The following is a 22,581-nucleotide window of genomic DNA, read 5'->3' on the forward strand; positions in this document are numbered from 1 at the left end:
GTGCGGTGGCGTTGGCGTTGGCGCAGGCGGGGCAGACAGAGCAGGCGCAGAAAGCACTTGCGCAGGCACTGGAAGTCGCAAGGCAAATCAGCAGCCCTGGCTCGCGGTACGATGCTCTCTGGCAAGTTGCTCGCGCATCAGCAGAAATAGGTGCTGGGGAGGTGGCGAAGCAGTTGGTCGTGTACGAACTGCCTGTGGGATGGGGGGAGAAATTGCCCGCAATTATGAGCGTCTTAGCGCAACGGGGTGACACAGCGACCTTCCTTGCCCTACTCCCCCTGTGCGGTTGGTCCCGCGTGATGGCGTTCAAGGTATGCTTATCAATCGCAACCTTGTACCCCCAGCACAACCTTGCCGTGTTGGAAGTGCTGATGAGGGAACTTGGGATTGGCGGGGACATCCGTTCCGATGACGAGAGCGCTTAGGGCGCGAGCCACAAATCGCCTGCCTGAGAACGCCGCTTTCCCCGTGTTTCTCCACAGGAGTTTTGCGTCCCCCGCCGAACCTCAATACCGCTATGGAACGCATTCCCGAAGCGGAGTTGGCAGGGTATCTGGCGCGCGTGCCGCAGTGGACGCGCGAGGGCATCGAAATCGCCCGCGCCTTCACCTTCCGCAACTTTCGCGAGGCGATGGGGTTTGTGGTGCAGGTCGCGCTGCTGGCGGAACGCGCCGACCACCACCCCGACATCGACATCCGCTACAAACAGGTGACGCTGCGCCTAAGCACCCACTCGGCAGGCGGGCTGACCGAGAAGGACTTCGCACTGGCACAGCAGATCGACCAACTCGTATGATGCGCGGCATTCCGATTGTCGACACGGAGCAGATGCGGGCGTTAGACCGCGCCGCCATCGAAGAAGACGGCATCCCGTCGCTGGTGCTGATGGAGCGCGCGGGCTACGGCGTGTTCCAGCGCATCGCCGAGTGGTTCGCGCCGATTGCGGGCAAGCGTGTGGCGGTGCTGACGGGCAAGGGCAACAACGGCGGGGACGGGATGGTCGTCGCGCGGTACTTGCACGAAGCGGGCGCGCAGGTGCATCTGTGGCTCGCGCATAGCCCCGACGAGTTTCGCGGTGACGCGGCGACGCAGTGGCGCATCCTGCAGGCGTATGGCATCCCCGCGCTGCCGCTGCCCGACGCGCCTGACCCCGCGCTGTTCCGCGACGAAGACCTGCTGGTGGACGCGCTGCTGGGCATCGGCGCACGCGGCGAACTCAGCCCGCCCCTGCGCGCAACGATCGACGCCGTGAATCGGTCGGGACGCCCCGTCGTGGCGGTGGACATCCCGTCGGGGCTGGACGCCGACACGGGCGTCGCGCTGGGCACGGCGATTTGGGCGACCTATACGGTGACGATGGCGCTGCCGAAGGCGGGCTTCTTCCAGAACGACGGGGCGCACTGCGTCGGGCGGTGGGCGATTGCGCCGATAGGCATTCCCCCGCGCCGACTGGAGACGACGCCGTGTGTAGCGCGCCTGCTGACCGAGCAGGAGACGCTCGCGCGGCTGCCCTGCCTGCCGCTGGATGCGCACAAGGGGCATCGCGGGCATGTGCTGGTGGTCGGGGGCAGCGTCGGGATGGTGGGCGCGCCTGCACTGGCGGCGATTTCGGCGTTGCGGGTGGGCGCGGGGCTGGCGACGGTCGCGACGCCCGCGCGTATCCAGCCGCAGGTGGCGGGCTTCTACCCCGAAGTGATGACGCTGCCGCTGCCCGACGACGACACGGGCGCGCTCACCCCGCAGGGCGTGCAGTGGCTCGCCGAGCGGCTTTCGCGCTTCAGTGTGCTTGCGCTCGGACCTGGCTTGGGCGGGCACGAAACCGTCGGCAAGGCGATGCTGGAGCTGCTGGAGGCGTGGCGCGCGCTGGAGCGACCACTGGTGATTGACGCGGACGGGCTGAACTGGCTGGCGCGGCTGGGCAAGGACACCCCGCTGCCGACGCACACCGTGCTGACGCCCCACCCTGGCGAGGCGGCGCGCCTGCTGCAGATTGAGACGCATCAAGTGCAGCACGACCGCTACAGCAGCGCGGAGTTGCTGCGCGAGCGGTATCGCGCGGTGTGCGTACTGAAGGGCGCATACACGGTGATTGCGGGCGTGGAGGGGCTATGGGTCGCGCCGTTCGCCGAGCCGAGCTTGGGCACGGGCGGCTCAGGCGATGTGCTGACGGGCGCGATTGCGGGGCTGCTGGCGCACGGGCTGGAGCCGCTCGCTGCCGCGCAGGTGGGCGTCTACCTGCACGGGCAGGCGGGCGCGCGCCTGGCGTGCAGCGGTCGCCCCGCCTACACCGCCGACGAACTCAGTCGCGGGTTGCGGGTGTGAGTGCCCTCGCCCGCATCGTGTACTCACCCAGCCTTTTGGAGTGCTGAAGCGCAGCTTCAGCGATTTGCGGAAGCTGACGCTTCCGCACTCCAAAGCGCAGCTTCAGCGATTTGCGGAAGCTGACGCTTCCGCACTCCAAAAGTATGCGAAAACTACTACCTCGCCTTCTCCCCCAGCAACTCCTTGCGCAGTTGCAGCGACGGCTCGTGTCCAGGCTTGAGCGCGAGCGCCTTCTCCAGCTCGACGAGCGCGTCGTCCTTGCGCCCCAGTTTCGCGTACACGGCGGCGAGGTGGTAGCGCAAATCGGGCGTGTCGGGCGCGGTCTGCACCGCTAAACGCAACTCGCGCAACGCCTCGTCGTACCGCCCCAGTTTGTAGAGAACCCAGCCGTGCGTGTCGTGGTACGCGCCGACATTCGACTTGATGGCAATCGCCCGCCGCACGAGGCGCAACGCCTTCTCCAACTCGCGCCCGTCTTCTGCCAGCGCGTAGGCGTAGTCGTTCATCGCCAAGTGGTTCTGCGGGTCTAACTGCAGCGCTTTTTCGAACCAGGGGGCGTACTCGTCGCGTTTGCCCGCAAGGAACGCGAGCGTGCCCAGCACTTGGTAGTAGCCTGCGCGGTCTATCTGCACGGGGATTTCGCTCGCGCGCGGCTCGTACTGGACGAGGAACTTGTACGCCTGCTCCGCAGGGCGTTCGGGGCGCGTCATGTAGGCGCGGTACACCTCCTGTAGGGCGACGGTGAAGCTGGGCGACTGATCTACATACTGCTGAAACAGCGTCGCCGCGCCCTCATAGTCGCGCGTCTCCAGTTTCTGCACGCCCTGCTCCAGCAGGCTCTTCTGGGGCTGCGCCTGCTGCTGCGTGCGCCCACAGCCCGCCAACGCCAGCCCAATCACAAGCAACCACGCAACGAATCGCATGCCTTAATTATGGCAGGCGGGCGCGAGGGTATCGGTTCGCATTAGCACGCGAAGCCGACAGGGTAGAATCAGAGTATGGCGTGGGACGGGGTCTCGGTAGAGGTGCTGGGTCGGCTGGAGCGGTATCGGTTCCAGCCGAAGAAGACGCACGCAGCGGCGATTCGGGGTGAGCGGCTGTCGCCGCGCAAGGGCATCTCCATCGAGTTCGCCGACTACCGCCACTACACTCCCGGCGACGACCTGCGCCACTTGGACTGGAACATCCTCGCGCGATTAGACCGCGCCTACCTGCGCACCTATCAGGACGAGCAGGAGTTGCCCGTGCATCTGCTGTTGGACTGTTCGGCGTCGATGGCGTTTGGCGAGCCGACGAAGTTCGACGCGGCGCGTTCGTTGGCGGCGTGCTTGGGCTACATCGGGCTGATTGCGGGCGACGCGGTGTATCCGACCGCGCTGCACCATCAGCATGCGGAGACGCGCCCGCTGCGCGGCAGGGTCGCCTACACGCGCCTGCTGGAGTGGCTGCGCACGCGACAGCCCGACGGCAGGCATCTTGCGGCGGCGGTGCAACGCTTCGCGCATGCGAACCTGCCCAGCGGGTTGGCGCTGCTGTTGACCGACGGGCTGGACGAGGCGTTCCCCGACGCGCTGCGCGCGCTGGGCAGCCGCCGACATGAGGTCGTGCTACTGCACATCCTCTCGGAAGTGGAGTTAGACCCCGACTTGGAGGGCGACTTGAAACTGGTGGACGCCGAAACGGGCGAAGCCATCGACATCACGGCGACGGGCGGCGTGCTGCAAGAGTACCAGCGCAGGCTGAAGGCGCACATCGAGGCGATTCAGACCGCGTGCCGACGAATTGGGGGAACCTACCTTCAGGTGCGCAACGACCGCGCGCCGCAGGATGTGCTGGTGCGCGAATTGTACGCGCAGGGCGTATTGAGCGTCTAACGCGGCGCAGGGGATTGCCCCACGCCGCGCCACCCTTCCTTCCCCGTTGGGGGCGTCCTAAGCGGCAGCAGGCTCTGCCGCCTCGCCCACCGCGCGGATATTCACCACACGGTCAAGGCGTATCTCCATGTAGTCGGTGATCAAGCAGATGCCGTACAGCGGCACGAAGGTCACATCCGAGATGAAGAGTTTCCGCTCCTGGACATCCCCGCGCCGATCGCGCCAAGCGACCACGCACTCCATCCCAACATACTGCTGTGCGTCCTTGAAAGACATAGCGCAGCCTCCCCAAATGGTGTTGCTATGAGAGATTCTGCCCGATTCGGGGAGGCTCTGCACTGGACGGAATACGGGATTCGGCTATTCGGGGTCGTCCATGCCGCGAAACAGCGGATCCAACACCTCCGAGTATTGGTGTTCTATTGCGGCGAAAGTGAGATCCAGCGCAAGCGTCCACAGCAGCATCACGGCGCGCTCGGCGGGCAGATCCAGCACATCCATGAAAAACTCCTTCATGACCTCTTCGTAAGTGCGGGCGTTTTCGACGGGCATCTCGTAGCGTTCGCTGTGGCGGCGTTGGTTCTCCCACGCCTCCTGCTGGAGTTTGTCGAGAAACTCGCGCACATTCGCGGGCGTGGCGTTCTGCAGGTTCGGTCCGAACTCGGCTTCCACTCGTTGCTTGAATTCGCTCAGTCGCACAGGCGCACCTCAAAGGCAATTGTACCCCGCGCTTGCCTCTCGACACTAAGACGCTCGGCGGGAACAGCACGCTACATCCGCATCGCGGTTTGGGCTACCGCTCGTTGGCAGTGCCGTCCGCCGAGACAGCTTGCGGTTTCACTTGCTCGCGCGGCGGAATTTCCACCTCCACCTCCTGCCCCGACTCGTTCAAGCAGATGACGGTCACAGACCTCCCTTGGAACAACTGCGTGTGCAGGTATTCAATAAAGTCCAAGACGCTGAACTGTTCGGGTAGCCCAACCACGCGCACAACCGTGTGGGGATGCTCTTGGTTATGCTGCTCAACAGGCTGACCATTCACACGGTAGAACGCGCTCCAGCGTGGGTCTGAAAAGGTTAGGGTTAGGCGCGATTGCTCACCGCGCTCTGGATCATACTCAATCTCCCAGTCAATATTCCCTCTGAAAGGAATAGACTCTACGGACTCGTAAAGTTTGTAGTCGGCGAATGGTTGGAAAGTGAACTCTTGCTCTTGACCCTTGCACTGGAGGCGCAGACGCACCGTCTCCACGAAAGGACTTGCCATCAGCCTCAATAAACTCGCGTACATCTCCTCTTGAGTAGCCTCCTTGAGTTCAGTCGGGACGACGACGCCGTTGACTTCGGTGATCAAGCAGAGGTCTTCAGGATTCTCACCAACTCTTATGCCTGATTGCCACAGCGCGCCGCGCGGGACAGGAATCGCGAGAAATCCTCTTTCCTCGTAGTACAGAGGGAAGATATGAAAAAGGACGGAGGTACGTGAACGGATCTGGATTTTCGGTAGTGGCTCCCGACGCTTCGCGTAAACCCGCATCCCATCGGTGTTGATAATCCAGTTGTAGTGGATCATCTCCAGTGCGCCGAACAGCAGGTAAGGTCTCTCTTTCTTGCTAATACGAATCAATCGGAGGTTGAGTGGAAACTCCCCAAGCTTGGTTGGTGGAAAAAGCCTCGTTGGAAAATAGTCGGATGAGGGTGTGCAGGGCTTCGCTTCGGGGGCAAGTTTTTTGAGTTGGTCGCAAGTCAGCCAAAGGCCGTCCTCCGCTCCACTGTCCAGCAGGGCTGTCATCGGCTGATTACCCACCGTCAACTGAATGTACGGTCTATTCTCTTTATACTGTGCCGTGACCTCTTGCCAGCCGTCTAACTCCATCGGGGTGGTCGATACGATAAGCTCGCGGGTGTCATACGAGATCTTTACATAACGCTTCGGAAACAAGCCAATCCCGATTACTCCCGCCGCCTTGACGAGTTTGTTGCCGACAGCCACTATAAGCGGAAGCTCCTCGTCTTCGGCGAGCACGTAGGTATCGTTCTGGACGCGGTAGGTAATATCTCCATCGAAGCGCAGGACAACTTCTGGTACGCGATAGCCTCCCCGAACCGTGCTGTATTCGCTGAATGCCTGCCATGCCTCTTTGTCGTAGCTGATATTCAATCGGCTCGCCGCTTTCGGTTGCAGGAGCAGCGACCCACTCCCCCCTGTGTCGAAGACGAACCATTCTGGCTCGCGGTTGTCGTTGACGCGGGCTTGCAGGCAGATGTACCCTCTCAGGGTATCGATTTCGAACCGCAGGCGGATTGTAGGGTCGGCAGCAAACGCTACTTGAACGAACGCTATTATGCAGGCGACAATCGCCGTCAGCCGTGTGATTCGCATAGTATAGCCCTCCGTTGTGATTGGCGACGCTCCAACCGTCGCGCTGACGATAAGATACCCCATCCTGATTAGCAGAGAGGCAAGCGCGGACGACTCCTGTGCGGGCGGGCTCACTTAGGGGAAGCAAGTATCTGCCTCAGAGTCGCTGCGCCGCCGAGACGGTCGTAGCAGGGCAGGTCTAATGGTTCGGGTTCGGCGAGGCTCGGCGCGTCCAGCGGGACTTGGGCAAGGGCGCACGCGATCCCGCTCAGGGTCGCCCACTCGCCGTGTGCAGCGACGGCGAGGCGCGTCGCACGCGGCTTGAGGCGCATCAGCACGCCCAGCAGCGTGCGCGCCCGCGCCGTGTCGGGCGTCAGGTTGTAGGTCGCGAGGTAGGCGTAGTCGGTCTTGGGCGCGGGGCGCGGCAGTTCGGGCAGGCGCACGATGGCGTAGCCGTCGCGTTGCCAGCGGCGCACGCTCGCCTCGCCCAGTGCGACCACAAGGCGAGCGTAGCGGCGACTGGGCAGCACACCTTGCCATGCGTCGGGCACGGGGTCGTCGCGGGCGTCGTCGCCGCGCTCCAGCCCCAGCATGCTAAGCAGCGCGGCGCGCGCCTCCGCCTCGAATCGGCGCGTGCGCCGCCAGCGGGCAACCGACTCGCCCGCCAGCCGCTGGTACAGGCGCAGCACGGCATCGCCCGTCGGCGCGTCGCTCGGCTTGGGTAGCGCGTCGCCCCACACGCGCAGCGCAGGCAGCAGGCTCTCCCAGCGCAGGTCGGGGTCTTGCGGCGTGCGCGGCAGCCGCCACACGCGGGCAATCCACTCGTAGTAGGCGCGGCGCGGCTCTGCGCCCCACTGATGCCCCTCGTTGTAGTGCGCGTGCGCGAACTGCCCCTCAGCGCGGAACAGCCCGTAGACGCGCTTTAGGTGGGGCGCAACCGTATCGGGGTTGTCGCGCGTCCAGTCGCCTGTGTCGGAAATCAGCAGCAGTGGGCGCGGCGCGGTCAGCCCTGCAATCTCGGGGTTGCCCGCGAACAGGCGCAGCAGCGGCGCGTTCTCGCAGATGCACCCGCCCTGCATAACGCTGGAGACCATCTTCACGGGCGCGGCGCAACTCAGGCGCGGCTCCAACGCGCTCAGCAGGAAGGTCTGCGTGCCGCCGCCTGAAATCCCGCTGCAGCCGATGCGCTGCGGGTCTATCTCCCGCTGCTGGCGTAGCCATTCGAACGCGCACAGGCTGTTCCAAGTTTGCAGTCCCGCGCGGCTGAAGCCCCACCGCCGCCACTCCAGCGGCTCCGCGCTCCAGTGCGGCAGCTGGAACTGGTCGTTGTAGCCGACCATATCGTAGGACAGCACATAGACGCCCGCCTGTGCCAGCGCGACGGCGCGCCGCACATCCGCCTCGTTCAGCCTGCCCTGTTCAAAGTGCCCGTGCGGTTGCAGCATAGCGGGGGCGCGTGCGTCGGCGGGCGCGTCGGGCACAAACAGGCTCCCCGTCAGGTAGAAACCAGGCAGCGTCTCCAGCGCGAAGCGTTCGATGCGGTAGCCGTCGCCGCGATGCGCTTCCGTCCGCAGGGCGCGCAGGGGCGGTTCGGGCAGGCTCGGCGTCAACCCCAGCGACAGGCGCAGATGCTCGCGCAGGCGTCGCGCGAAGGCGTCCCAGCGTGCGCGGCTGGCAACCCGCGCCTCGCGCGGTGGGTAGGGCGTGTCGTGCGTGCGCTCGAACGCCTGCACGGTCATCCCCCCTTTAGGAATCGGCGCGTGCTGACGACGGCGGGCACAGCTTTGCCGCGAATCTCGACGGCGCAGGGCGTGCCCGCTTTCGCGTACTCGGTGGGCAGGTACGCCATGCCGATGCCCTGCTCCAGCGTGGGCGAGTAGACGCCGCTGGTCAGCGTACTGACGGGTGCGCCGTCGATGCGTACGGGGTAGCCCTCGCGGGGCACGCCGCGCTCCAGCAGGCGGATACCCATCAGTTTGCGGGCGACGCCGTGCTGCTTCGCCTGCGCAATCGCCTCCGCGCCGATGTAGTCAATGCGCTCGCTCACCAGCCAGCCCAGCCCCGCCTCGATGGGGTTCGTGTCGTCGGTCAGTTCGTGCCCGTACAGGTGCAGTCCCGCTTCGGTGCGCAGCACATCACGTGCGCCCAGCCCGCATGGGGTCGCCCCAGCCGTAAGCAGCGCGTCCCACAGGCGCACACCCGCCTGCGCAGGGGCAATCAGTTCGAAGCCGTCCTCGCCTGTGTAGCCCGTGCGCGCAGCGAATAACTGCACACCGTCCCACGCCACGAAGGTTGCCCCGAAGCGCGGCGTCTCGCCCAGCGGCGCGCCCAGCAGCGCACTCAACCGCGCCGTCGCCTCAGGTCCCTGCACCGCCAGCATCACCGTCTGCTCCGTCTGGTCGTCAATCTGCACCCCCATGCCCCACTCGCCCTGCCAGCGGTGGAACCAGTCCAAGTCCTTCTGGCGGTTCGCAGCGTTGAACACCATCAGGTACTCGTCGGGCGCAAGTTCGTAGAGGATGATGTCGTCCACGACGCCGCCGCGCTCGTTGGTCAGTACGGTGTATTGTCCCGTCATCGGCGCGACTTTGCCGAGGTCGGAGGGCACAAGGCGGCTCAGGAACGCGCGGGCGTCCGCGCCGCGAAAGTAGGCGCGCGCCATATGGCTCACATCGAACACGCCCCACCGTTGGCGCACGGCTTGCACCTCCTGCAGGATGCCCGCGTACTGCACGGGCATCCCCCAGCCCGCGAAGGGTACCATCCGCCCGCCTGCCTGCAGGTGCGCCGCGTAGAGTGCTGTGCGTTGCATAAGACGGGGATTCGCGAGGCGAGGCAGAGTTCCTACCCACCCCTTGGCAGTATCCTTACGCCCTTGCCCGAGAAACAGCGGTGCGATAGAGCGTAGGGTACACTCTCACAGGTGACGCGAATGTCTCACGCGGTTCAGGAGCAGTTGAGCGTTGCGGAGTTCGAACGGCGCTATCTGGGCAAACGCGCTGAGCTGTGGCGCGGGGAGGTGCGTGAGTATATGCCGACAGGCGCACGACACGGACAAACGACGGCGCGGATTAATGTGCGATTGGGCGCGTATCTGATGGGCGCGGATGAAGGCGAGTTGCTTGCTGCCGAGACGGGTTTTGTGATACGCACCCCCGCAGGAGAGAGCGTGCTTGCCCCCGATGTCGCCTTCATCCGCAGGGAGCGCATTCCCGAAGGCGGGCTGCCCAGCGGCTTCTGCCCGATTGTGCCCGACCTTGTGGTGGAGGTGGTCTCGCCCTCTGATACGGAGCGTGCAGTTCACGACAAGGCGCGTGAATGGCTGGCGGGAGGCGTGCAGGTGGTGTGGGTTGTTGACCCGCAGCAGCGCACTGTGACCGTGTGGGATTCGCACGGGCAAGCGCAGACGCTTACCGAACGCGACACCCTGTACGGCGCGCCTGTGCTACCAAACCTGCAAATCCCCGTGCGAGAATTGTTTGGGTAGGGGGTACACTGCCCCCTACCGCACTAATCTACGCCACACCAACCCACCGCTACCGACGCGGGTCGTAGATGTCCTGTCAGGCGTCGCTTGCTCTCGCGAAGTGCAGAGGCTAATCTGCGCACGAAGGCGAATGCTCTCTTACCCATTAACTACTGCTGCCTCCAGCCACACACCCCCAGCCTCATCGATGCTCACTGCAATATGCCCCAGACGCCACAGTTCGAGCATCGCCAGAAACGAGACCAGCAAGTCCAGCACATCGAGCGCGTCCTGCGCGAGCGCGTCGAACGGCAGGGGCTGCGCCGCGCCATGCAATCGCTCGCGAATCTCGATCATCCGCGCGTGCAGCGAGAAGTAGCGTCGGTGCGGGATCGCGTCGGGGAGGGGTATCCGCTGTGCCAGCAGGCGTTTGAAGGCGAGCCAGAGCTGGTCGGGCAGCTCCGCGCCGAATTCGGGCGGCAGTTCGTAGTCGCGGGGGTCAATCGCGCCGCCGCGAAAAAACAGTTGCATCCGCTCGCCTTCGCGCTGTCGCAGATGCTCCGCCAAGCGCAGGTACATATCAGGCAGGCGCGCGGGCGCGAGCCACTCCGCTTCATCGTCGAGTTCAGGCTCTGGGTCAGGCGCGAGCAGGCGTTGCGCCTTGCGTTCCGTCAGGTACGCCAGCGTCGCCAGCGCGTCGCCTGCCTCGTCCATGTCGCCCACTTCGCGCCAGTAGTCGTAGCACGCCTGCGCGACGGGCGCAAGGTCTACCTCCGTCAGGTCGAGCTTGTGCTTGCGAATCAGGTGCGCCAGCCAGCCCAGCGAGCCGAAGCCCAACGGCAACTGCAGCGGCACGCGCGGGGGCGACCATTCGGGCGAGCCGATGTGGAACCGACGCATCGAGGCGCGATTATACCTCTGGACAGGTACAATTCCCGAAGGGCTATGAACTGGGAAGCAATCGTGGAGTGGGCGCAGCAACCGCAAGTGACCGTCGGGCTACTGGTCGCCGTGGCGGCGCTGGCAGTGTGGAACCTGGTGCAGGCACTGCGCTGGGGCGCGTTCATGCGCCGCTGGAAGCAACTGATGCAACACTCGGAGGGCGGCTCGCTGGAGCATACCCTGTACGAGACCCTGCGCCGCGTGTCGCTGATGGAAGAGACCCTCAAAGCGCACGGGAACCATCTGGAACAGTTGCAGAGTCAAACGAATCGCTGTCTGCAGCGGGTCGGGCTGGTGCGCTACGACGCCTTCCCCGACATCGGCGGGCAGCAGAGCTTCGCGCTGGCAGTGCTGAACGAGCATGGCGACGGCGTAGTCATCAGCGGCATTCACAGCCGCCACGAGATGCGCGTCTACGCCAAGCCGATAAAAAGCCGCGCCTCCAGCATCGGGCTGTCCGACGAGGAGCAACACGCGCTGCGCGAGGCGAGTCTATCCAAGTAGCGCGGGCGAACAGGCGGAGGGCATGAGCATCTACGACTACAGCAGCGACGAGGTGCTGATTGAACGCTTCAAGGAAGGCGACGAGTTCGCGTTCGACCTGCTGGTGCGCCGCTACGAGCAGAAAGTGTACCAACTCGCCTACCGCCTGACGAACAACCCCGACGACGCTGCCGATGTCGCCGCCGAAGCGTTCCTGCGGATGTATAACTCGCTGAAACGCTTTCGCGGCGACGCGCAGCTCTCCACATGGCTGTATCGCGTGGTGAGCAATGTGTTTTTCGATTTTCGCAAGCGCGAGGCGCGCCACCAGCACCTGCCGCTGGAGATGCCCACCGAAGACGACGACGAACCCTACGAGCTGCCGATTGAAGACGAGAGCGTGGACATTATGGGGCACGCCCTGCAACAGGAGCAGCGGCGCGTGCTGATGGAAGCCATCCAGCAGCTGCCCGAATACCAGCGCGTGATGGTCGTGCTGTTCCATATCGAGGAGCGTCCCTACGAGGAGATTGCGCAGATTCTGGGGCTGCCGCTGGGCACGATTAAGTCGCGCCTGAACCGCGCCCGAAACGCCTTGCGCCAACTGCTGGAGCCGTATCGGGAACTTTTTGGCATGGAGGCGAGTCCTATGACTGGAGTGCCACAGGAGGCGAGCGATGCGCTGTGAACAGGTGAGGAGCCTGCTGAACGACTATTGCGAGGGGTCTTTGAGCGAAGCGATGCGCGAGCGCGTCGAGGCGCACTTGCGCGGGTGTGCGGCGTGCCAGCGCGAGGCGCAGTTTACGCAAGCGATTTGGCGCGGGCTGAGCGCAATGCCCGAAGTTGCGCCCCCTGCCGATTTGCACGCGCGGATTATGACCCATGTGCGGGCGAACACGCGCGCGCGTGAGGCGCAAGGGCGCATCGCCCTCTGGCGCTGGGCAGGCGCGGCGGCAGTGGCAGCGGGGCTGTTCATCATGGGCTTTTTTGCCGCGCAATCGGACGGCGTGCAAGCCGCGTTTGGCTTCGGCGCGAAACCCAAGCCGCCTGTGCAGACGCCGCAGCCCGTGCAGGCGGGCGTGTTTCTGGAGTACCGCACCACCGCCGACGGCGCGCGCGTGCCCGTGCTGGAGGCGCGCATGAACCGCGAGGCGACCGCCGAACTGCGCTACGCACCCGAAGGTGACGCGAAGACCGAGCCAATCGTGGTCTGGAGCGGACGGCTGCTGCCTGGCAAGACCGTCGAAATCCCCCTGCAGACGCTGCTGCACACTTCGGGCGAGCGCGTGCTGACCCTGCGCTGGACGCTGGAGGGGCAATCGCGCGTGCTGTATGTGCCCGCGGGCTACCCGCAAGCGAAACTGGCGAGCCTGCGCCTGCAAGCGAAACTCGGCGACGCCCTGCGCCAACTCGCCAGCGCGTACCAGACGCCGATTGAGTGGGTCCCCAACGGCGAAGAGCCGCTGGTCGTGCTGGATGTGCAGGACGCCACACTCGAAGACGCGCTGCAGAAGCTACTCATCGGCTCGAACTACGCGGTCAAGCGGCACGGCGACTTCTGGCGCGTCGTGAGCCGATGACGCCGAGGCGATAGCAGGAATCACACCTCCTGTACCGAACAACTGGTCGGTACAGGAGGTGAACCTATGAGACTACTCGCAACGACGCTGGGTTTTGCACTGCTATTCGCAGGTTGGGCGCAAGGGCTGCAAGCGGGCGCAGCAGCCAACAAGATTACCCCGACCAAGCAGGTGTTTCTGGCGGGCTATTCGCCGAACCGCCCGAACACAGGCGGCGTCCACGACGATATCTGGGCGCGCGCCCTCGTGGTGCAGGTGGGCAACGAGCGAATCGCCATCGTCGTGTGCGACCTGCTGGGGCTGCTGCGCGACGATGTGCAACGCATCCGCCAGCAGGTCAAATCCGTACCCCCCAACCGCGTGATGGTGCTGTGTACGCATGTGCATTCCGCGCCCGACACCATCGGGCTGTGGGGACCGACCCCCACACAGTCGGGACGCGATAACGAGTATGTGAACTTCGTCATCGAGACCGTCGCGAAGACCGTCGACGAGGCAGCGAGTAAACTCCAGCCCGCGCTTGTGGGCTTCGCGAAGACCACCATCGAAGGCGTCGCCAAAAACTACCGCATCGAGCAGATTCTGGACACCGAAGCGGCGGTGATGCAGTTCCGCAGCAAGGCGGACGGCAAGGTCATCGCCACACTGACCAACTTCGCCTGCCACCCCGAAGTACTGAACAACGACCAGCTGACCAGCGACTTCTGTCATTGGTACTACCAGACGGTGGAGCGCGCGGTCGGCGGGGTGGCGATTTTCGCGAACGGCGCGCTGGGCGGGATGATTTCACCCGCGCCTGGCGACCCGAACGCCCCCAAAGGACGCGACTGGGCGCGCGCCGAACGGTTCGGCACGATTATCGCCAACCGCGCACTGGAAGCCATCGCTAAAGCGGCATTCACCGACTCCGTCACGCTGCAACATATCGAGATGACCTACACCGTGCCGCTGGAAAACGAGCGGTTCAAACTCGCGCTGGCAGCGGGTGTCATCCCCGCGGGTCCCTCGTTAGCGGACGGCAAGGTAACCACCGAGTCGCACTTTATTCGCTTGGGCGACGCCGTGATGTTCACCATGCCAGGCGAGGTGCTGCCGAATATCGGCATCTTCCTAAAGCGGCGGTTTGCAATGTTCGGCGACCCCGTGTTCCTGTTCGGGCTGGCAAACGATGAGCTGGGCTACATTCTTGCCCCGCCAGACTACTATCTGGACATCTATAGCTACGAGCGCAGCATGTCGGTCGGTTCGGAGATTGGGCACGAGATGGTGCAGGCGGCGCGTCAGATGATGGCGCGGTTGACCCCGCGCACGACGACTCCTGTCGCCGCTGCGCCCGCCGAGAAGTCGCCTGTAGAGCAGGAGCTGGAGAAGTACCTGCAGCGGTTCCGCCCTGACCGCGCGGGCAACTTCAAGGCGACCTACCGCCTCGTGCTGGAGGGCGCGGGCGAGTTTTATCTGCGCATTGCAGACGGCAAGGCGACCATAAGCCGCGAGGGCAGTCCCTCCGAAGCAGCCGTGACGATCAAAGCGCCTGCGCAGGTCTTCGTGGCGATTATCACGGGCAAGCGCGACCCGCTGGACGCCTACAACACGGGCGAATTGCAAGTAGAAGGCGACATTGGGATTGCGCAGTACCTGCTGTTCGTGTTTGAATGAGAATCGTCGGGGGCGCGGCGACCGCGCCCCGGCATTCACTCTGGCGAAAAAGGGTCACGCGGCAGGCGTCTGCAGACCGTGCTGTTCGACTTCGGCAGCGGGTGCTGCTCCTTACGCCCAAGCCCCCTGCGGGCGTGGGGAAGCAGCGGGTGCTGCAGAGTGCGTGCCTCTGTGCGCCCCCATGAGTTTTCGCAGAGAAGTTGCCACAGGGTAGCCTCACTCATCAAACCCCAGTGCGAGCTGTTCCTTTGTACCCTGCCGTAGGTGGGGCGGCAAGTCGGACATCCCTGTGGTGCGAGCAGCCGCACACGCCTCGCCCCAACTGAGAAAGTATTTGTCGTATCAGTATCATCAGGGCTGCATGACGGTTCGGTATCAAGGCGGGCAGCGCGGATTCTGGAGCGACCTTTACCGCCACCCACAGTTGAAATCGTAATTCTTTCTCCAGAAATGGCAGTAACCGCGCGGCGTCTGGCGGCGAAGTGAGAATAGCAACCACCGACTCGGGGTGCAGACGAGCGCAAAAGCGTGAGAACTGTTGGTAAAGCGCCTCGCTTTGGCGTGCAATGGCATCTGTCCGTCCATGCGGAAGTAGAAACAGACACACTGCTGGCTCCTGGGGCAGATATGCCTCTACAGCTTCTGAGCGACGAGGGCGATATTCCTGTAACTGTAACCTCTGTGCATTCTCACTCCAGTGCGCCATTTGCTTCACCTCCATGTTCTCTGAGAAACTGTACCAGAAGCTCCAACTCCGTGTCTCCAAAGGCAATTGTACAGTCACTGTAGTCACAAAGTGTGCGCATCGCGTTCTCACGCTCAAAGTTCCCTGCTCCGTCAATAACATAGGCAATCGCTGCCCCTATCGAGTGCAGCTTTTCCCAGCGGCTCTGGGCTTGTCCCGACTTTCGCTCTATGACACTGTTCGTTGTGACCTGAAAGGAGACTTCAATCGCACAATACTTTCCTGTAGGGGATTTCGCAACAGCGAGCAACCGCTTATCACTTGCTCCCAACTCGTGGGCGAAGCATCAGCCACCTTGAGAATGGAGACGAAAGTCTCTTGGGTTTCCAAGAGGCGGGTCATCACCTGCGTCGAGACCGCTTGCTCACGCAGCTCCTGCGGCCAGTAGAGGCTGGCGCGTGCTTTCAAGTCTTCAGGGCGTCGTCGGTATCTACTGCTCATGCAGGGTAGATTCTACCCCTTCCGCTCCCTGATAGCCCACTCGTATCGGGTATCCTTTAGGCGACAGGAGGTTTCTCTATGCTGACAGGGAAGAAGGGCATCATCTTCGGGGTGGCGAACCAGCACAGCTTGGCGTGGAAAATCGCCCAGCGGTGTGCGGCGCACGGCGCACAACTGGCGATTGCCTACCAGAATGACCGCTTCGAGGAGAAGGTTAGCGCGCTGGCGCAGGAGCTGCCCGACGCCTTCACGCTGCAGTGCGACCTGAACAACGACGCCGAAATTCAGCAGGTCGCCAGCACGCTGCGCGAACGCTGGGGACAGGTGGACTTTATGGCGCACTGCGTGGCGTATGCCCTGCGCGAGGAGCTGGCAGGACGCTACTTGGACACCTCGCGCGAGGGGTTCAAACTCGCGCTGGAGACCAGCGTCTACACCTTCGTGGCGGCGACTCGCCATCTGGAGCCGATTTTGCGAGACGGGGCGTCCATCCTCACACTGACCTACTTGGGCAGTGAGCGGGTCGTGCCTGGCTACAATGTGATGGGCGTCGCCAAAGCCGCGCTGGAAGCCAGTCTGCGCTACTTGGCATACGAGCTGGGCGAGCGGCAGATTCGCGTGAACGCGCTTTCGCCTGGACCTGTCAGCACGCTTGCAGCGCGGGGCATTCGGGGCTTTACCTCGATGATGGAGTATGTGCGCCATCATGCGCCGTTCAAACGCGACACGGACCCCAACGAAGTGGGCGACGCCGCCGTGTTCCTGTTCAGCGACATGGGGCGCGGCATCACGGGCGAGGTCATCTACATCGACGCGGGCTACCACATTTTGGGGATGTGAACGATGGCGCAACTCAAGCCGACGAAGTATCAGCCGTTAGAGCCATTGCCGATTGAGCGACTCCTAAAGCCCTTCGCGTTGTTCGCCAAGCAGGCGAGCGCAGGGGGCATCGTGCTGCTGGCATGCGCTTTAATTGCGATGCTCTGGGCGAACTCGCCGCTGGGCGAATACTACTTTCGGCTCTGGTCTACCCCCGTGGAGGTGCGCTTCGGCAACCTTATCGACATCGACAAGCCGCTGCTGCTGTGGATTAACGACGGCTTGATGGCGGTGTTCTTCTTTTTGGTGGGGATGGAGATTAAGCGCGAGTTGTTGGTGGGCGAGTTGCGCTCGCCGCGTAAAGCCGCGCTGTCGATGGCAGCGGCGCTGGGCGGGATGGTTGTGCCTGCGCTGATTTATGTTGCGCTGAACTGGGGCACGCCTGAAATTCGCGGTTGGGGCGTGCCGATGGCGACTGACATCGCCTTCGCGTTGGGCGCGCTCGCGCTGCTGGGCACGCGCGCGCCGCTCGCGCTCAAGGTGTTCCTCACCGCGCTGGCGATTGTGGACGACCTCGGCGCGGTGCTGGTGATTGCGCTGTTCTACACGGAGAACCTCAAGGTGAACGCGCTGCTCTACTCGCTGCTGTTTTGGGGCGCGATGATTGCCATGAATCGGCTGGGCGTGCGCAACGCGCTGATTTACTTCCTCGTGAGTCTGGGGATGTGGTTTTTCATGCTCAAGTCGGGCGTGCATGCGACGGTGGCGGGCGTGCTGGGCGCGTTCGCGATCCCCGTGCGCTCGCGGATTGACCCCGAGCTGTTCATCGTGCGCGTGCGCGAGTACCTGAATCAGTTCGACCAGCCCGTCACGGAGCGCACAATCATCCTGTCGCCCGAACAGCAGTCGGCGGTGGAAGCGATTGAGCGCGAAGCCCTGCGCGTGCAGTCGCCCCTGCAGCGATTGGAGCATCAGCTGCACTACTTTGTGGCGTTTTTCGTGATGCCGATTTTCGCGCTGGCGAACGCGGGCGTTGCGCTCGGCGGCGAGGGCGGGCTGAACTGGACGAGCCGCGTGATTTGGGGCGTTGCGCTGGGGCTGCTCGTCGGCAAGCCGCTGGGGATTGCGCTCTTCTCGTGGCTGGCTGTTCGGCTGGGGCTGGCGCAGCTGCCGCAGGGCATCAACTTTGTGCATATTGTGGGCGTCGGCTTTCTGGCGGGGATTGGCTTTACGATGGCGCTGTTTATCGGCGGGCTGGCGTTTCGCGGCGACGAGCTGAACTACGCGAAGTTGGGCATCCTTGCAGGCTCCGCGCTGGCGGGCGCGATAGGCTTTATGATGTTGCGGATCTGGACGAAGCCGCAGCCCCATTTGGAGTGAGCGGCGCAAGTTGCTCCAGCAGCGTGGTCAGGTCGGGCGCGGTCGCCATGCCGTCTTGCACGAGCAGTCGCCAGAGCGTGCAGGCTGCCCCATCCGTAAAGTCGCGCGTCTCGATGGGGCGGCTCTCCAGCGCGAAGATGGGCTTGCCGTGCTCCTGCGCCCAGCGTGCCAGCTCCAGATTGCGCAGGTTGCCCCGTCCGAACGGCGCGTCGGCGATGATGACGGCGTCTGCCGCCTGCACCAGTTGCCGTGCGCGGCGGTAGGCGTCGTCCGAAATCGGCGAGAAGGGCTGCTCGGTGATGTGTTCCAGTCGCAGGGCGCGCGCCGCTTCCTCGTCGGTGTCCAGCAGGTTCAGCACGCCCGTGCAGACACGCCAGCCCGCTGAAAGCAGCGCGTAGTAGACCGCCGCACCCGACCCGCCCCCAGCAATCACGAACGCCACCGGCGCGTTGGGCGGAACCTGCGGCGCGTCGTCGGGCGCAAGCGCGAACACCAACGGCTTGCCCGTCGTCGGGTTCGTCTGCGTCAGCACGGGCGTATGGTAGACCGTCTCCAATAGGGCGGGCTGCATCACCGCGTCGGGCGTCCCCTGCGCAACGAGCCTGCCCGCCTGCATCAGCGCGATGTGGTCGGCGTACTGGCTGGCAAGGTTCAGGTCGTGCAGCACGACCAGTATGCCGACCTGCCGCTCGGAGGCGTACTGGCGTAGGGTGTGCATCAGGCGCGTCTGGTGGCGCAGGTCTAAGTGGGTGGTCGGCTCGTCCAGTAGCAGGTACTGCGCCTGTTGCGCCAACGCGCGTGCGAGGTTCACCCGCTGGCGTTCGCCCCCACTGAGTTGGCTGATGGTGCGCGTGGCGAGCGGGTCAATCTGCATCAGCATCATCGCCTGTTGCACGGCGTCCCAGTCGGCGCGGGTTGCGCCCCAGAAGCCCTTCTGGTGCGGGTAGCGTCCCATCATCACCAGTTCGGCGACCGTGAAGCCCATCTCGGCAGGGGTCTCTTGGGGGGCATAGGCGACGCGCCGTGCGAATTCGGTAGGGCTGTAGGCGTCGTAGGGCTGTCCATCCAGCGTCAGCCGCCCCGCAAACGGCGCAAGCGTGCGCGCCAGCACGCGCAGCAGCGTCGTCTTGCCCGACCCGTTCGGTCCCAGCAGCGCAACGACTTGCCCCCGCGCGACCTGCAACGACGCCTCATGCACCACAGGCACGCGCCCATAGCCCGCCGTAATCGCCTCCGCGCACAGCATCCCCAGTAGTGTAGCATGTCGGGTATCCTTTGCGCTGTGAGTACCTGTGCGGTGTCCAGCCTCACGCTCGGACTGGAGGAGGAGGTTTTTATCACGACGCCGACGCGCCCGACGCTGGACGCCCTTTACGCGCTGGCGAAACTGCTGTGGCGCAACCCGCGCGATTACTACAAACACACGGCGAGCAACTTTGCGCGAGGACGCGACGCGCGTCAGTGCCTGATGAGCAGTGTGGAGATTACCACGCGCCCCCATACTGACATCGATGCGTTGCTGGACGAACTGCGCACCCATCGCGCCGCGCTGGCGGACGCGGCTGGCGACGCCTACATCGTTCCTGTGGGGCATCTCTTTGATTTGGACGCGCCCACCAACACAGCGGGCTTGCATATCCATGTCGGCGTGCCTGCCGAGCGTCGGCAGACGGTGTACGCGAACTTGGCGTACTTTCTGCCGCTACTGATCCTGCTTTCGGCGAGCAGCCCCTACGCAGGCGGGCGCTCCTTCGGGCAGTCGTATCGGGTGGCGTCGTCGTTCGCGATCGGCGTGCTGCGCGACGACCCGTACTACCGCTTCCAAGACCTCATCCTCTCGCGGCGGTTGGGCACGATTGAGATTCGCGCGTGCGACCCCATCTGGGACTTAGCGCGGCTGCGCGTGCTATTGGAGGCGGTTCAGGCGATAGCCCAGTTGCCGACCGCGTGCCCGATAGACCGCGCCCGCTACGCCGCGCTGCGCCATCAGGCGGCGCGCATTGGCTACACGCCCGACCTGCAGGCGTTGCACCGCGAACTCAGCACGGTGTACGCGATTCCCGAAGCGTTGCTCAAGACAACGATAGCGGACGAGTTGCGGGGTTGTGTGCAGGCGTTTCAGCCCTCACCCCCCGTATCGCCCGCTTATGGGAGAGTGGGATTATGGAGTGCGGAAGCGAAGCTTCCGCCCAACGCTGAAGCTGCGCTTCAGCACTCCAAACGGCTGCCAGCAACTCCCCTCTCCCACTGCGTGGGAGAGGGGCTGGGGGTGAGGGTCAAAAAAACAGACATATCCCAACAAGCCCTCCTCCACCTCTACGCCCGCCTGGATCACGCCTACCGCACGGGACGCTGGGAGCCTGTCGCACCACATGCGGTGCGCCCGTCGGCGTGGCGTGGAGTGTTGGGGCTGCTGGGCTATTACCTGCCGCGTTTGCCCTACACGGCGTACAAGGCGTGGGCGGAGTGGCGTGCGCCTATCCGCGACGGCTACTTGCTCACGGAGACCGCTGCGGGCGACCCGACTGTTTGCCGCGCCGATTCGTAGACCTGCAGGATACGATCCACGACGGCGGGCACGGAGAGCGTCTCGCGCTTGCGGATGGCGCGCTGACGCAACGCCTCGCGTTCCGCCTCATGGCGCGTGAGATACAGCACCGCTTCCACGAACGCTTCGGGCGTCGGCTCGACGACCAGCCCTGTCTGCCCGTAGTCCACTGCTTCGGGCGCGCCGCCGCCGTTGGCGACGATGCAGGGCAAGCCCGCTGCCTGCGCCTCGTCCAGCACCAGCCCCTGCGACTCGGTCACCGACGGGAACACGAACAAGTCTGCCGCCAGCAGGTAGAGCGACACCTCATCGCGCGGCACGGGACCCGTGAACTGCACCCACTCGGTGAGTTGGCGCGCCTCGGCTTCGGCGCGGAGCGACTCCAGCGCGGGACCCGGACCCACCAGCCACAGCCGTGCGTTGGGGCAGCCGCGCACGATGTGCGGTATCGCCTCCAGCAGCACGGAGACATTCTTTTCGGGCGCCATCCGCCCGACATACAGCAGCATCCAGACCTCCTCTGGGATACCCAGCTGCGCGCGCGCCTTCGCCTTGCTGACTTCAGGGAACGGCAGCACAGGGTTGCGAATCGGCGTAATCGGCTTGCGCACGCCGTACTTGCGCAGCACCTCCGCGCCGATTTCTGAAGGCGTCATCACGGCGTCCACGCCCTCGTAGTAGCGGCGCAGATGCCAGCGCAGCAGGCGACGCACAGGCGCACGCGGCACAACACGCGGCACATAATGCAGGTACTCCTCGTACAGCGTGTGGTAGGTACTGACCAGCGGGATGCGTAGCCGCCTTGCCCAACGCGCGCCCACAATCCCCGTGAAAAACGGCGTGTGCGTATGCACGACATCGATTCCCAGTGTGCGGAACTCGCGCCACAGCGCGGGCGCAAACGGCAGCGCAATCGGGTAGTCAGGCTCGAACGGCGTGTAGACCGACGGCAGGCGGCGCACCGTGGGGTAAGGGTCTTGATAGCCGCGATAGTGCGGCGCGTAAATCCAGACCTCGTGCCCGCGGCGGGTCAGCTCCTCGTGCAGAATGCGAATCGAAACGCTGACCCCGTTCAGGTACGGCAGGTAGCTCTCCGAGAAGATGGCGACTTTCACGGCGCTTCCGATTCGCGATGGGCGTTGCGGTTCCCGCGCGGCTGGCGCAGGGCTTGCTCTTCCAGGAACGCCACGATGTCCGACAGACGGAATCGGCGTTGGTTGCCCTCTGTGCGGAAGCAGCGCAGCCAGCCGCGATCGGTGTAGCGGCGCACGGTCGCAGGGCACACGCCCAGCAGGCGCGCCGTCTCTTCCAGCGTCAGCACGGGGTCGGTCAGCCGTGCGATGAGTTCCTCGCGGCTCTCGTCGCGCCCGCGCACGGGATAGTATTTACGCGTGACGCCATCGTCGTCCGTCCACTCCGCCAGGTAGCGCAGGTACTGGGGCAGTTTCGCCCAGAGTTTGTCGGCTTCGGGCGGCACAACCGCTTCGGGCGATGGTTTCTTGCCGCGTCGCTTGCGCTTGCGCAGGCGCGGACCGTCCGAGGGCGGCTCAGTCGGCGCAGGGGCAGACTCTGCCTGTGCCGATGTAGGGGCAGGCGCGGCGCTGGGAGAGGGCGCAGCGGACGGTTTCCTGCCCAGTTCCTGCTCGATAATCGGTACAAACTCGGCGAAATCGGGCACGCGGATCGAGACCAGCGCGTCTCTGCGCATCTCCGTCGCTATCGGCGGGGCAGCCGTTGGTTCGGCGTCTGGTAGCGGTTCGCCCACACGCACGGCAGGTTGAGGCGGCTCCGCAGGCGGCTGTGGTAGCGTCGGGGGCGATTGCGCGGACGCCTCCGTCGGCGACTCCGGCGACTGCGGCTCGGGCGCGTCGTCCGCAAACTGGCTTTCGAGATAGCGATACCAATCGGTCAGGCTCAGACGGCTCATGGATGTGCGGTATAGTGTACCTTAAATGCAAAAACG

22 protein-coding genes are annotated in these 22,581 nt (G+C 64.4%); 12 read left to right on the forward strand and 10 right to left on the reverse strand.

Features of this window, described 5'->3' with window-relative positions:
• The 3 genes from NW855_RS13400 to NW855_RS13410 all read left to right on the forward strand — a co-directional run.
• A partial coding sequence (locus tag NW855_RS13400) for a hypothetical protein (protein WP_414508902.1) occupies positions 1-425 on the forward strand: 425 nt, incomplete at its 5' end.
• A 62-nt stretch (positions 426-487) separates the two neighbouring features.
• Complete coding sequence (locus NW855_RS13405; protein ID WP_414508903.1) at positions 488-796, forward strand: 4a-hydroxytetrahydrobiopterin dehydratase; 309 nt, start codon at positions 488-490, stop codon at positions 794-796.
• Positions 793-2,322 (forward strand): NAD(P)H-hydrate dehydratase, encoded by a 1,530-nt coding sequence (locus tag NW855_RS13410; RefSeq protein ID WP_414508904.1) that lies wholly within the window; start codon positions 793-795, stop codon positions 2,320-2,322. Before NW855_RS13405 ends, NW855_RS13410 begins: the two co-directional genes overlap by 4 nt.
• Before the next feature lie 155 nt (positions 2,323-2,477).
• Here the strand turns inward: NW855_RS13410 and NW855_RS13415 are convergent, their stop codons facing one another.
• Entirely contained in the window at positions 2,478-3,245 is a 768-nt protein-coding gene (locus NW855_RS13415; RefSeq protein ID WP_414508905.1) for a tetratricopeptide repeat protein, read from the reverse strand.
• 75 nt (positions 3,246-3,320) lie between these two features.
• Between NW855_RS13415 and NW855_RS13420 the strand changes: the two genes are divergently transcribed.
• Positions 3,321-4,196 (forward strand): DUF58 domain-containing protein, encoded by an 876-nt coding sequence (locus tag NW855_RS13420; protein WP_414508906.1) that lies wholly within the window; start codon positions 3,321-3,323, stop codon positions 4,194-4,196.
• A gap of 57 nt (positions 4,197-4,253) precedes the next feature.
• Here the strand turns inward: NW855_RS13420 and NW855_RS13425 are convergent, their stop codons facing one another.
• The 5 genes from NW855_RS13425 to gcvT form a co-directional block, all read right to left on the reverse strand.
• The gene (locus NW855_RS13425; RefSeq protein ID WP_414508907.1) at positions 4,254-4,472 is read right to left on the reverse strand and encodes a hypothetical protein; all 219 of its coding nucleotides are present in this window, start codon (positions 4,470-4,472) and stop codon (positions 4,254-4,256) included.
• Positions 4,473-4,556: 84 nt separating this feature from the next.
• Complete coding sequence (locus tag NW855_RS13430) at positions 4,557-4,895, reverse strand: hypothetical protein (protein ID WP_414508908.1); 339 nt, start codon at positions 4,893-4,895, stop codon at positions 4,557-4,559.
• A gap of 94 nt (positions 4,896-4,989) precedes the next feature.
• A complete protein-coding gene (locus tag NW855_RS13435) occupies positions 4,990-6,579 on the reverse strand; it encodes a hypothetical protein (RefSeq protein WP_414508909.1) in 1,590 nt (529 codons plus the stop codon).
• Between the two features lie 110 nt (positions 6,580-6,689).
• Positions 6,690-7,652 carry a hypothetical protein gene (locus NW855_RS13440; protein WP_414508910.1) on the reverse strand — a complete coding sequence of 321 codons (963 nt, stop codon included), beginning with the start codon at positions 7,650-7,652 and terminating at the stop codon, positions 6,690-6,692.
• Positions 7,653-8,293: 641 nt separating this feature from the next.
• A complete protein-coding gene (gene gcvT, locus NW855_RS13445) occupies positions 8,294-9,370 on the reverse strand; it encodes a glycine cleavage system aminomethyltransferase GcvT (RefSeq protein WP_414508911.1) in 1,077 nt (358 codons plus the stop codon).
• A gap of 120 nt (positions 9,371-9,490) precedes the next feature.
• Between gcvT and NW855_RS13450 the strand changes: the two genes are divergently transcribed.
• Positions 9,491-10,045, forward strand: coding sequence for a Uma2 family endonuclease (locus NW855_RS13450; RefSeq protein ID WP_414508912.1), 555 nt, complete (start codon positions 9,491-9,493; stop codon positions 10,043-10,045).
• Positions 10,046-10,183: 138 nt separating this feature from the next.
• Here NW855_RS13450 and NW855_RS13455 read toward each other — a convergent pair whose 3' ends face one another.
• Positions 10,184-10,924, reverse strand: a complete 741-nt coding sequence (locus NW855_RS13455) for a segregation and condensation protein A (RefSeq protein WP_414508913.1) — start codon at positions 10,922-10,924, stop codon at positions 10,184-10,186.
• Positions 10,925-10,969: 45 nt separating this feature from the next.
• Here NW855_RS13455 and NW855_RS13460 point away from each other — a divergent pair, with 45 nt between their 5' ends.
• The 6 genes from NW855_RS13460 (at position 10,970) to nhaA (ending at position 18,070) form a co-directional block, all read left to right on the forward strand.
• A complete protein-coding gene (locus NW855_RS13460) occupies positions 10,970-11,470 on the forward strand; it encodes a DUF4446 family protein (protein ID WP_414508914.1) in 501 nt (166 codons plus the stop codon).
• Between the two features lie 22 nt (positions 11,471-11,492).
• The gene (locus NW855_RS13465; protein WP_414508915.1) at positions 11,493-12,137 is read left to right on the forward strand and encodes a sigma-70 family RNA polymerase sigma factor; all 645 of its coding nucleotides are present in this window, start codon (positions 11,493-11,495) and stop codon (positions 12,135-12,137) included.
• The gene (locus NW855_RS13470) at positions 12,127-13,029 is read left to right on the forward strand and encodes a zf-HC2 domain-containing protein (protein WP_414508916.1); all 903 of its coding nucleotides are present in this window, start codon (positions 12,127-12,129) and stop codon (positions 13,027-13,029) included. The genes NW855_RS13465 and NW855_RS13470 overlap by 11 nt, the downstream gene beginning before the upstream one ends.
• 66 nt (positions 13,030-13,095) lie before the next feature.
• Positions 13,096-14,685 carry a neutral/alkaline non-lysosomal ceramidase N-terminal domain-containing protein gene (locus NW855_RS13475; RefSeq protein ID WP_414508917.1) on the forward strand — a complete coding sequence of 530 codons (1,590 nt, stop codon included), beginning with the start codon at positions 13,096-13,098 and terminating at the stop codon, positions 14,683-14,685.
• A 1,264-nt stretch (positions 14,686-15,949) separates the two neighbouring features.
• Positions 15,950-16,711, forward strand: coding sequence for an enoyl-ACP reductase (locus NW855_RS13480; protein WP_414508918.1), 762 nt, complete (start codon positions 15,950-15,952; stop codon positions 16,709-16,711).
• A gap of 3 nt (positions 16,712-16,714) precedes the next feature.
• Positions 16,715-18,070: a Na+/H+ antiporter NhaA gene (gene nhaA, locus NW855_RS13485; protein WP_414508919.1), complete on the forward strand. Its 1,356-nt coding sequence runs from the start codon at positions 16,715-16,717 to the stop codon at positions 18,068-18,070.
• Here the strand turns inward: nhaA and NW855_RS13490 are convergent.
• The gene (locus NW855_RS13490; protein WP_414508920.1) at positions 18,024-19,316 is read right to left on the reverse strand and encodes a heme ABC transporter ATP-binding protein; all 1,293 of its coding nucleotides are present in this window, start codon (positions 19,314-19,316) and stop codon (positions 18,024-18,026) included. The two genes, nhaA and NW855_RS13490, sit on opposite strands and share 47 nt — an antisense overlap.
• A 36-nt stretch (positions 19,317-19,352) precedes the next feature.
• Here NW855_RS13490 and NW855_RS13495 point away from each other — a divergent pair, with 36 nt between their 5' ends.
• Positions 19,353-20,618, forward strand: a complete 1,266-nt coding sequence (locus NW855_RS13495; protein WP_414508921.1) for a glutamate-cysteine ligase family protein — start codon at positions 19,353-19,355, stop codon at positions 20,616-20,618.
• Here the strand turns inward: NW855_RS13495 and NW855_RS13500 are convergent.
• Together NW855_RS13500 and NW855_RS13505 are read right to left on the reverse strand one after the other, a co-directional pair.
• Entirely contained in the window at positions 20,561-21,733 is a 1,173-nt protein-coding gene (locus NW855_RS13500; RefSeq protein WP_414508922.1) for a glycosyltransferase family 4 protein, read from the reverse strand. The genes NW855_RS13495 and NW855_RS13500 overlap by 58 nt on opposite strands.
• Positions 21,730-22,545: a MerR family transcriptional regulator gene (locus NW855_RS13505; RefSeq protein WP_414508923.1), complete on the reverse strand. Its 816-nt coding sequence runs from the start codon at positions 22,543-22,545 to the stop codon at positions 21,730-21,732. Before NW855_RS13505 ends, NW855_RS13500 begins: the two co-directional genes overlap by 4 nt.
• Positions 22,546-22,581: the final 36 nt, after the last annotated feature.

Source organism: Synechococcus sp. RC10B2, assembly GCF_047502635.1.